The sequence below is a fragment of the Xanthomonas sp. WHRI 10207 genome (assembly GCF_040202975.1).
Classification (GTDB): Bacteria; Pseudomonadota; Gammaproteobacteria; order Xanthomonadales; family Xanthomonadaceae; genus Xanthomonas.
Window position 1 is genome coordinate 140,569 of record NZ_JBEGDX010000006.1, and the last position, 9,732, is coordinate 150,300.

Genomic DNA, 9,732 nt, shown 5'->3' on the forward strand with positions numbered 1-9,732 from the left:
TGTGGTCAGGCGTTTGGCCAGATCCAGTTGGATGCGATACGTTCGGCCAGCATCATGGTCGGGAAGGCTGTCGCGACCGAAGGCACGTCGGGCCAGATCGATGCATCGATAACACGCAATCCCTCAATCCTGCGAACGCGGCCATCGATGTCGACCACGGCAGTCGGGTCGCGCTCGCCTCCCATCGGCACAGTGGAGGTTGGATGCTGGTAGGTCGCCACGCTGTCAGGCAGGGTGGCATCCAGCGCGGCGCGATCGCTCACAGCTGCGCCAGGCGCGAGCTCGCCGCCGACCACATCTGCAAACGGCGTGTGCCGCGCGATGTTCCGGATCAGTTCCACGCCGTCGATCAAGCGCTCCCGATCGCCCGCGTCGCTGAGGAAACCCAGATCGATGATCGGTGCCGCTTGCGGGTCGCGGCTGGCGATGGTCACAGAGCCGACCGATCGCGGGCGCACCAGCGCCGCAAACAGCAGGAACATGGCGTTGCCGGATGACTGCCCATCGTCGGGCAGCGCCGCAGTGCTGATGTTGAGGTCGGCCTCATCCCCTTCGGCATGCTGCGATCGCGTCCACAGCATGGCGCCAATGGGCGGATACGGCAGGCCGACGGCCTCCTTTTTAATCGACCACACGGTCGGAACCAGCGGGTGGTCCTGCAGGCGACGGCCCACCGGCAGATCGGCCACCACGTCGATGCCGAGGTTGCGCAGCGTGTCGGCAGGGCCGATCCCCGAGCGCATCAGGATCGCCGGGCTGGCGTAGGTGCCTGCCGATAAAACGACTGTGTCAGCGCTGATCACTTCGCCACTGGCCAGACGGACTCCGGTGGCGCGCGTACCTTCCAGCACGACGGCATCGACCAGCACCTGGTCGCGGATGGTCAGGTTGGCGCGGGCACGCACCGCCTCGCTCAGCAGGGTCATGCCGGTCGTGAGCCGCACGCCCATGCGGGTGTTCATGACATAGGGACCGACGCCCAGTGGGTGCGCGGTCGCAAACCCGGCCGAGCGTTCATGGCCTGCAGCGACCGCGGAGGCAATGAAGGCGCGGTGCTGGTCTGACACTTCTTCGTCGCCGAGCTGATGCACGGGGAAGGGGCCGTCATGGCCAGTGCCACCGGTCCCGGAGGTACGCTCCAGCGACTGGTAGAACGGCTGTGTAGCGTCCCAGCTCAGTGCCGCCAGATCGTGTTCCCGGGCCCAGCGGTCGTGGTCTGATTTTGGTAACCGCATCGCCACTGCACCGTTGATCGCGGACGACCCTCCCAGCACCTTGCCGCGATTGAGTGGCATGCGCCTGCCGAGCAGGCCAGGCTCTGATTGAAAGCCCCAGTCGTGCTGTGGATCGCCGCCCACCAGATCCTGGCGCCGTACTGCGTCCGGATACGCGTTAGGTGCATAGGCCACGCCTGCCTCGATCAGCAGCACGCGACGCGATGCATCGGCACTCAGACGGTTGGCCAATACTGCGCCGGCGGACCCGCCACCAACGATGATCAGGTCGTATGTAGCACCTGATGCATCGATGATGCCTGCCGCATTGGAACGGTGCTGCGGCAGACCCTTGCCGGTGCTTCCAGCGTCGTTGCGATCGGTCATCGAGAGTGGCTTAAGAAGATGTGGCGGCGATGCTGACACCTGGGTGTTACTGCCAACAAGCCTGTATTTTTCGATGCGATCCATCGTTTAATCCGTTGGATGGGCAAGTAAGCAAAAATCACATAAGGCGCCAACATGCTGGATGGTCTTTCGCTCGATCAATTGAGAACTTTTATCGCCGCAGCCGAAGAAGGGAGCTTTTCCTCGGCGGGCAGACGCCTTCGACGCACGCAGTCCGCCATCTCGGAAACGATGAACAATCTTGAACGGCAGCTTGGCGTCCGCCTGTTCGATCGGCAGGGCCGATATCCCAGGCTGACCCCGGAAGGAAAGGTGCTGCTCTCGGATGCAAGAGCCATCATCGCAGGCGTCGAGAACCTGAAAGCCCGGGCGAAAGGGATATCCGGCGGCCTGGAGCCTGAACTCGTCGCAGTGATCGACGTATTTTTCCCGATCACTGCCATGGCAGAAGCCGCGCACGAATTTCGTGTCCAGTTCCCGGACACGCCGCTGCGGTTATTTGTCGAGGCGCTTGGCGGCGCGATGCAGCCGGTGGTCGATGGCCGCGCCAGCTTTGGCGTTGTCGGGTCCTTGCAGATGTTGCCCAGTGGCCTGGAGTCGGAACAAATTGCCACGATCAACTTTGTCAGCGTGGCAGCCAGCGATCACCCGCTTGCCGCTTATGACGGGCCGATCCCGCGCGAGGAGCTCGCCAAGCATGTGCAACTGGTATTGACGGACCGCTCCAGCATCTCGGAAGGGCAGGAGTTCGGTGTGCTGTCTCCGCTGACCTGGCGGTTGGCGGACCTGTTTGCCAAGCATGCTTTTCTTCTCAGTGGCCTGGGGTGGGGCGGCATGCCGTTTCACGCGGTCTCCAACGACATCGCCGAAGGACGACTTGTTGTGCTTCCTATCGAGGCCACACCGGTCGGGGGATATCACATGCCCATCTCGGCGATCTACCGCCTCAGCGCGCCGCCGGGCCCTGCAGGCCGCTGGATGATTGAGCGTCTGAAGCATTGCACCAGGGGCCGGCAGGTCGCCACGGACCTCCCGGACTAGCGGGGCATTGGATGGTTGGTGCGTCGCACGTCACCCAGACAGGCAGAGATCAAACAAAAAGATGGACACGCTCAAATATATGTATTAGTGTTTGCTACACGCATTCACTAGATCCACTTCAACCCATGCCCACCAGCAGCCGTTTCGCCGTCGCCACCCATATCCTGACTGCGCTTGCAGTGGGCGATGGCACGCCGATGCGTTCGGAGGACCTGGCGTATTCGGCCAATACCGGTGCTGTGGTCATCCGTGGCCTGCTGTCACGCCTCAGCGAGGCGGGGCTGACGCGTTCGCAACTTGGCGCCGGCGGTGGCGCGATGCTGGCCAAACCGGCCAAGCAGATCAAACTGCTCGATGTCTATGCGGCGGTGGAGGATACGGAGCTGTTTGCGGTGCATCGGACGCCGCCCTGCAAGAGTTGTGCGGTGGGCGGTAACATTCTGGCCGCGCTTGAACCGACATTGACCCGAGCTCGCAGAGCACTTGAAAGCGAACTCGGAAAAACCACCATCGCAGATGTGGCCACCGACGTCGCTCGGTTGGGAAACTTCTCGATCCCTCTGGTCTGGTAATTTTTCAGTTTAAATGTCGCTAAGTCGACGACACATAGATATTTCGATGAATCACGTCGACATCAGAGCCGCCAGTGTTTTGGGGTGCTGGCAACCTCTCTCACTTTAGAACCCCTCAACTTCAATCACATCAACAGGAATAGATCATGAGCATCGGCATTATTGGTTCTGGCGCGCTTGGCGCCAACGTGGCACGTGCACTCGCCAGGAAAGGGCTTGCAGCATCGATTTCAAACAGCCGTGGACCGGCTTCGCTCGCTGCGTTGGTCGATGAGCTTGGCCCGTTGATTACCGCAGTCACCGCTGCCGAAGCGGCGAGCGCAGACATCGTGATCGCCGCGGTACGCTGGGTCGATGCCGAGAAAGTCATGACCGGCCTGCCAGCGTGGAATGGGCGCATCGTGATCGATGGCACCAATCCGGTGGAGTTTATCGACCCGGCTTCTGCGGACGCCAACGATCCGAGCAATCCACTGGCGGCCTACGGCATCAAGGCCGTGGATCTGGCGGGCAAGCATTCGAGCGAGGTGTTCAAGCACTTCGTGCCAGGGGCGAGGGTTGTCAAAGCGTTCAATCACCTCGACGTCAACGTCCTGGCCGAACCGGAAGTAGCCGGCGGTAAGCGCGTGCTGTTCTATTCCGGGGACGACGCTGCCGCTAAGGCCGAGGTGCACGCGCTCATCGACGCGATGGGCTTTGCGCCGGTCGACCTCGGGTCGCTCGATGTCGGCGGGACGCTTGCATCGCTGCCTTTCGGCTCGCTCTCTGCACAGAACTTTGTAAAGCTTTAATCACAAGGTGCCAGGTTGCGGGTGGATGGAACCTCTGTTCCATCCACCCGCACTGTTTTTGCAAACGATGAAGAGTGGCTAACACCACGTAGCGAGCAGTCGTCAGTGGGTGTGGACGGCGCGCTCAGAACCGGCGTGTACGCGTGGACTATGCCGCACCGAGCACCGGCCGCGCCCGCCTGGCGGTGAGTACAGTCGTTTTTTTAGCTGCGTTAAAGTCAAAGCGGAAATGCTCAAGCCTCTGGTCGCTAGGCGCGCGTCTTGCCACGAAGGTGCGCAGTGCTGCGCTTCGCTCTTTCCAACACCTTAGCCAGCGTTCGCTGATGGCGCAGTGCTGGCATGCGATGCACACAATGAGCGGCATCTCAGCGCACGAATAACACCATCTTGGCCAACTCCCCTCTATACGCGGCACGGATAGGAGGCGAATGATCGCTCCAATATCGTGTGCGCTAAGTCTTATGCGTACCGACTTGGAGTTGGCCTACAGCGGCATCCGCAACGATGACGGATCAACGCGCACATCCGCTCCACATCGGTGTAAAGGATGCTTGACACGCCCCAAATCTGCGCGCACTCTCTGTGTCAAGGGAACTTGACACAGGGGTGTGGGGTGAACAGCAGCGCAAACATGTCGCCGGTGCACGCATTGCCTTGCAGTGCTGTGATGCTCAAGGAATCTGCTTGCATTGCCATGCAATGCACAGCGATCTACGCACAGACGTCCACGACACCGGTGGGCGCACGATGAGCGCCAAGTCAGTGGCGCTGCGTGTACTGCCGGTCTGCAGCGTTGTCCTGATTCTGCTGGGTGCCTTGCGGCGCTGGCTGCCATGGCAGGTGAGCGATTACGCCCAGGGGCTGCTGATCGGCGTCGGCCTGGGCGGCTTGCTGGTGGCCCTGATGCTGCACGTCTCGTGCGGCAGCTTTCGCGACAGTGCGCCGCCTGCGTTGGTCCGCCGATATCACACGGAGCTCGCGCCGCCGATGCTGGCCTACGTCGTGGTCATGCTGTGCTGGCGGCATCTGCTGGCCAGTGTGGACGCCAACTGGATGCGTGTGCTGATTGCGCTGCTGCCTGCCTTGCTGCTGATGTTCGTGGTCCGTGCGGTGGCGCGTTTTGTACATGATTCGGATGAAATGCAACGCCGCATCGAGCTGGAATCGATCGCCATTGCCGCGGGTCTGGTGAGCCTGGCGTACATGACCGCCGGCTTCCTGCAATCGGCGCAGCTGATCGCGGTGCCGGCAGCGGCGGCGATGATCTGGGTGTTTCCGGTGCTGTGCATCACCTATGGCTTCACCAAGGCCATCAATGCACGCCGCTATCAATGAAGAGTCGGGTACGTGCATTGCGCGAAGCCAGCGGCTGGTCGCAAGGCGAGTTGGCCGAGCAGCTGGGCGTGTCGCGGCAAACCATCAATGCGCTGGAGACCGGCAAGTACGATCCCAGCCTGCCATTGGCGTTTCGCATCGCACGCTTGTTCGGCGAACCGATCGAACACGTGTTTCTGTATGACGATGATCAGTAGTTGCGGTGGTCACAACCGACCGTCGGCAACGTCAGGGAATGGGCACTAGGAGAGGATGGACATGCTGAAGCAACTGAATGTGGCCGCCACCGTGCTGGCCGCGCTGCTGGCCGCAGGATGCCAACGCGCAGAGATGCCTGCTGCAGGCAACGCCGGCGCATCCGGGCCGGGAAAAACGCAGTCGCGCGCTGCAAAAATGCATCAAGACACTGCGACCGGCAATCGCTATGGCAGCCTGCAATTTGCACCATGCACGCTGAGTTCCGGCAGCGCGGCGGGCAATATCGAAGCGCAGTGCGCACAGCTGAAAGTGCCGGAAAATCCGGCGACACCACATGGGCGCATGCTCGACTTGAAGATCGCCTGGCTGGAAAGCAATGCTGGCGCGGGCAGCACGCCGGACCCGGTGTTCTTCATTGCCGGCGGCCCAGGCCAGTCGGCCACGCAAGTGGCTGCAATCGTGGACATGGGCTTGCGCGAGGTGCGCAAACAGCGCGATCTTTTTCTGGTCGATCAGCGCGGCACCGGTGGGTCGCATCCGCTGCAATGCCGCGATGGCGCCGGCAAGCCATTGGAGATGCCAGGTGGCGCCGCCGCCAGCGTGACACAGCTCACCGACTATGCGCGGCAGTGCGCGGACGGCTTGCGCAACGACGCCGACCCGCGCTACTTCACGACGACCGAGGCCATCGCCGATCTGGATGCGGTACGCGCGGCCTTGGGCGTACAGCAGCTCAATCTGATCGGCGGCTCCTACGGCACGCGCGTGGCGCAGCAGTACGCGATGCATTACCCGCAGCACACCCGCAGCGTGGTGCTCGATGGCGTGGCGCCCAACGATCTGGTGATCGGCGGCGAATTTGCGCGCACCTTCGAAGATGCGATTGCGCTGCAGGCCAAGCAATGCGCGTCCACGCCGGCATGCGCCAAACGCTTCACGGTCGATACCCGCACCCAGCTGCGGCAGGTGGTCGAGCGTTTGCGCCAGGCGCCGGTGGCAGTGGACTACCGCGACCCGCGCACCGGCGCGCTGCGCCACGAACAGGTGACCGCCGATACGGTGGTGGGGCTGGCGTTTGGATTTTCGTATGCACCGGAAACCGCCTCCCTGCTGCCGCTGGTGCTGGACGAAGCCGCCGCAGGCCGCTATGCATCGTTGATGGCGTTGGCGCAGATGAGCGCGTCGGACATGTCCGATCAGATGAATCGCGCGATGCAATGGTCGGTGTTGTGCAACGAGGATGCCGGCCGTTACCGCGCACCCACGGACAAGGACGCCACGCTGCTGGGCAATGAGGTGGCCGAGATGTTCTTCGCCCCGTGCAAGGTCTGGCCCGCCAAGCCGGCACCGGCCGATGCAGCCAAGCCGTTCACATCGACGCTGCCGGTGCTGCTGCTGTCCGGAGAACTCGATCCGGTGACACCGCCGCGCTACGCGCAACGCGTGTTGCAGGGTCTGCCCAACGGCCGCCACATCATCGCGCCGGGGCAGGGGCATGGCGTGTTCCGGCTCGGCTGCATGCCCAAGGTGCTGAGCCAGTTTCTGCAGACCACCGACGCCAAGGCGCTGGATGCCAGCTGCGTGGCCAGCCTCAACAACGTGCCAGCGTTCACCTCGTTCAACGGATGGGAACCATGAGCCGCATCGACCACGCCACGGAGGCGCACGCATGATCGTCGTCGAGAATCTACACAAATCGTTCAAGACCAAGACCGGGCTGGTCAATGCGGTCGATGGGGTCAGTTTCAGCGCCGCCGACGGCCAGATCACCGGCTTGCTCGGCCCCAATGGCGCGGGCAAGACCACCACCTTGCGCATGCTCTACACCTTGATGTCGCCGGACCAGGGGCGCGTCACCGTGGATGGCGTGGACGCCGCGCACGACCCGGTCACGGTACGCCGTGCGCTGGGCGTGTTGCCGGATGCGCGCGGCGTGTACAAGCGCTTGAGCGCACGCGAAAACATCGCCTATTTCGGCGAGTTGCATGGCATGTCGCGCAGCCAGATCGCCGAGCGCACGCGCGTGTTGTCCAGCGCATTGGATATGGACGACATTCTCGATCGCCAGACCGAAGGCTTCAGCCAGGGGCAGCGCACCAAGACCGCGATTGCACGCGCGCTGGTGCACGACCCGCGCAATGTGATTCTGGACGAGCCCACCAATGGCCTGGACGTGATGACCACGCGCGCGATGCGTGGCTTCCTGCAGCAGCTGCGTGCGGAAGGGCGCTGCGTGATCTTTTCCAGTCACATCATGCAAGAGGTGGCGGCGCTGTGCGATCGCATCGTCATCATCGCCAAGGGCACGGTGGTGGCGTCCGGCAGCGCCGACGAACTACGTGCCGCCACCGGTGAAGACAACCTGGAAGACGCCTTCGTCAAGTCGATCGGCTCGGAAGAAGGACTGCACGCATGAGCAAGCGCTCCCTGTTGGCCACGTGGTGGACGGTGCTGCGCAAGGAACTGCGCGACATCTCGCGCGACCGCCGCACCCTGGCATTGGCGTTGCTGCTGTCGCCATTGCTGTATCCAATCCTGATCCTGGGCATGGGCGCCTTGAGCGAAAGCCGCGTGCGCACGCAGATCGACAAGCCGCTGGACATCCCCACGCTCGGCCGCGAACACGCACCCAATCTGGTGCGGTTTCTCGCCGCGCAAGGACTCAACGCCGTGGATGCGCCAGCCGACCTGACGATGGCCATTCGCAACCAGGATGTGGATGTGGCGCTGCGCATCAGCGACAGCTATGCCGACGATTGGCGCGAAGGCCGTCCGGCGCTGGTGGAAATCATCAAGGACAGCACCCGCCGCGAGGCCGACGTGCCCAGCCTGCGCTTGCAGGCAGCTTTGAGCGGCTACAGCCAGCAGGTCGGCGCATTGCGTCTGTTGGCGCGTGGCATCGATGCGCAGGTGAGCCGGCCACTGGAAATCGCCGCGCAGGACCTGGCCACTGCCGAAGCCAAGCGCGGGCAGATGATGGCGATGCTGTTGCCGGTGCTGCTGGTGATCACCTCGTTTCTAGGCGGCGCGTCGTTGATTCTGGACGCCACCGCCGGCGAGCGTGAGCGGCAGTCGCTGGAACCGCTGCTGGCAACGCCCGCACCACGCAGTGCGATTGTCAGCGGCAAGATCGCCGCCGCCTGCGTGATCGGCATGGTGTCGTTGTTGCTCACCTTGCTGGCCTTCAAGCTGAGCGCGCAGTTGTCGTCGTCCAATCTGGGACGCCAGCTCAATGTGGGTTTCGTGCCGATGCTGCAGATGCTCTTCATCCTGGTACCGATGCTGTTTGTCGGCACCTCGCTGCTGACTTATCTGGCCGCCGCGGCCAAAAGCATGAAGGAAGCGCAGGCGCACATGACCTGGTTGCTGCTGCTGCCGATGCTGCCCGGTTACGCATTGATGGCGTATCCGCTGAAGACGCAGCTGTGGCATTTTGCGGTGCCGTTTTTGGCGCAGAACCAGATGTTGCTCAAGGTGATCCGCCACGAAACCATCAACGCGCAGACCTGGGCGGTGTATCTGCTGGCCGGCTTCGGCGTGGCTGGGCTGTTGTGGTATGCGGCGGTACGTCGTTATCACCAGGAGCGCTTGGCGATTTCGGGATAAGTGGCTCGACAAGCGTGCAGTGGCAGCGATGGTTTGCGCGTCGTGCGTTTGGCTTAGAGCGGCGAGTACAACTACGGCGTGGCCACCAGGCGGGCACGGCCAGTGCCTTGAATCGGCATAGGCTAGTCGCACACTCCGGTTATAGGCGCGCCGTCCGCACCTGCCTGACGGCTGTTCGTTACGGTTTGTTGGTCGCTCTTGGTGTGTCGTGCGTAGCGAGTGGATGACGGCACGCACATGATGGCGAACGACTGGCTGTTCGGCGGGCATGGTTGGTGAGGTTGCTGATCGGCTGGCCGCTGCGTGGATTTGGTGACACCGTACCCTCACCCCAACCCCTCTCCCGACGGGAGAGGGGCATGCGCGGTCACGTGATCGGTGGCTTGCGATGGCAGGCGCGGCGTTTCTGATCGAGCCAAGCAGTTTCCTCTGTCATCGAAAGGTGCTGCTTCGTTCTCACATTGAACGAAGCAGCTCTCTTCTCCCATCGAACGAAGCAGCTCTCTTCTCCCATCGAACGAAGCAGCTCTCTTCTCCCATCGAACGAAGCAGCTCTCTTCTCCCATC

General features: G+C 62.7%; 10 protein-coding genes and 2 other RNA genes. 9 read left to right on the forward strand and 3 right to left on the reverse strand.

Going from position 1 to position 9,732, the window contains the following annotated elements; all coding sequences use genetic code 11:
* Window positions 1–5 precede the first annotated feature (5 nt).
* Window positions 6–1,601, reverse strand: coding sequence for a GMC family oxidoreductase (locus ABQU90_RS18370; RefSeq protein ID WP_323523523.1), 1,596 nt, complete (start codon window positions 1,599–1,601; stop codon window positions 6–8).
* A 135-nt stretch (window positions 1,602–1,736) separates the two neighbouring features.
* On the opposite strand from ABQU90_RS18370, the gene ABQU90_RS18375 reads away from it, so the two are divergent.
* The 3 genes from ABQU90_RS18375 to ABQU90_RS18385 all read left to right on the forward strand — a co-directional run bounded on the left by ABQU90_RS18375 (window position 1,737) and on the right by ABQU90_RS18385 (window position 4,026).
* Window positions 1,737–2,663, forward strand: coding sequence for a LysR family transcriptional regulator (locus ABQU90_RS18375; protein ID WP_115563287.1), 927 nt, complete (start codon window positions 1,737–1,739; stop codon window positions 2,661–2,663).
* Window positions 2,664–2,788: 125 nt separating this feature from the next.
* Window positions 2,789–3,235 (forward strand): Rrf2 family transcriptional regulator, encoded by a 447-nt coding sequence (locus ABQU90_RS18380; RefSeq protein ID WP_323523524.1) that lies wholly within the window; start codon window positions 2,789–2,791, stop codon window positions 3,233–3,235.
* Between the two features lie 146 nt (window positions 3,236–3,381).
* The gene (locus ABQU90_RS18385) at window positions 3,382–4,026 is read left to right on the forward strand and encodes an NADPH-dependent F420 reductase (RefSeq protein WP_323523525.1); all 645 of its coding nucleotides are present in this window, start codon (window positions 3,382–3,384) and stop codon (window positions 4,024–4,026) included.
* Window positions 4,027–4,102: 76 nt separating this feature from the next.
* Here the strand turns inward: ABQU90_RS18385 and ABQU90_RS18390 are convergent.
* Window positions 4,103–4,178: non-coding RNA, sX9 sRNA (locus ABQU90_RS18390), on the reverse strand.
* Between the two features lie 595 nt (window positions 4,179–4,773).
* Between ABQU90_RS18390 and ABQU90_RS18395 the strand changes: the two genes are divergently transcribed.
* From ABQU90_RS18395 to ABQU90_RS18420, 6 genes are all read left to right on the forward strand, one after another.
* Complete coding sequence (locus ABQU90_RS18395) at window positions 4,774–5,361, forward strand: hypothetical protein (RefSeq protein ID WP_323523526.1); 588 nt, start codon at window positions 4,774–4,776, stop codon at window positions 5,359–5,361.
* Entirely contained in the window at window positions 5,358–5,558 is a 201-nt protein-coding gene (locus ABQU90_RS18400; RefSeq protein WP_055847119.1) for a helix-turn-helix transcriptional regulator, read from the forward strand. The genes ABQU90_RS18395 and ABQU90_RS18400 overlap by 4 nt, the downstream gene beginning before the upstream one ends.
* A gap of 55 nt (window positions 5,559–5,613) precedes the next feature.
* A complete protein-coding gene (locus ABQU90_RS18405) occupies window positions 5,614–7,197 on the forward strand; it encodes an alpha/beta hydrolase (protein ID WP_323523527.1) in 1,584 nt (527 codons plus the stop codon).
* A 31-nt stretch (window positions 7,198–7,228) separates the two neighbouring features.
* Window positions 7,229–7,975 (forward strand): ABC transporter ATP-binding protein, encoded by a 747-nt coding sequence (locus tag ABQU90_RS18410; RefSeq protein WP_055847124.1) that lies wholly within the window; start codon window positions 7,229–7,231, stop codon window positions 7,973–7,975.
* Window positions 7,972–9,165: an ABC transporter permease gene (locus ABQU90_RS18415; RefSeq protein WP_323523528.1), complete on the forward strand. Its 1,194-nt coding sequence runs from the start codon at window positions 7,972–7,974 to the stop codon at window positions 9,163–9,165. The genes ABQU90_RS18410 and ABQU90_RS18415 overlap by 4 nt, the downstream gene beginning before the upstream one ends.
* A 117-nt stretch (window positions 9,166–9,282) precedes the next feature.
* Window positions 9,283–9,359: non-coding RNA, sX9 sRNA (locus ABQU90_RS18420), on the forward strand.
* Window positions 9,360–9,532: 173 nt separating this feature from the next.
* Here the strand turns inward: ABQU90_RS18420 and ABQU90_RS18425 are convergent.
* On the reverse strand, window positions 9,533–9,732 hold a 200-nt coding region (locus tag ABQU90_RS18425), incomplete at its 5' end, for a hypothetical protein (RefSeq protein WP_323523529.1).

Bases quoted from the DNA above. Each gene is read 5' to 3' on its own strand.
- ABQU90_RS18415 (WP_323523528.1), top strand. From the start codon at position 7,972: ATGAGCAAGCGCTCCCTGTTGGCCACGTGGTGGACGGTGCTGCGCAAG.
- ABQU90_RS18410 (WP_055847124.1), top strand. From the start codon at position 7,229: ATGATCGTCGTCGAGAATCTACACAAATCGTTCAAGACCAAGACCGGG.
- ABQU90_RS18385 (WP_323523525.1), top strand. From the start codon at position 3,382: ATGAGCATCGGCATTATTGGTTCTGGCGCGCTTGGCGCCAACGTGGCA.
- ABQU90_RS18395 (WP_323523526.1), top strand. From the start codon at position 4,774: ATGAGCGCCAAGTCAGTGGCGCTGCGTGTACTGCCGGTCTGCAGCGTT.
- ABQU90_RS18380 (WP_323523524.1), top strand. From the start codon at position 2,789: ATGCCCACCAGCAGCCGTTTCGCCGTCGCCACCCATATCCTGACTGCG.
- ABQU90_RS18400 (WP_055847119.1), top strand. From the start codon at position 5,358: ATGAAGAGTCGGGTACGTGCATTGCGCGAAGCCAGCGGCTGGTCGCAA.
- ABQU90_RS18370 (WP_323523523.1), bottom strand. From the start codon at position 1,601: ATGACCGATCGCAACGACGCTGGAAGCACCGGCAAGGGTCTGCCGCAG.
- ABQU90_RS18405 (WP_323523527.1), top strand. From the start codon at position 5,614: ATGGACATGCTGAAGCAACTGAATGTGGCCGCCACCGTGCTGGCCGCG.
- ABQU90_RS18375 (WP_115563287.1), top strand. From the start codon at position 1,737: ATGCTGGATGGTCTTTCGCTCGATCAATTGAGAACTTTTATCGCCGCA.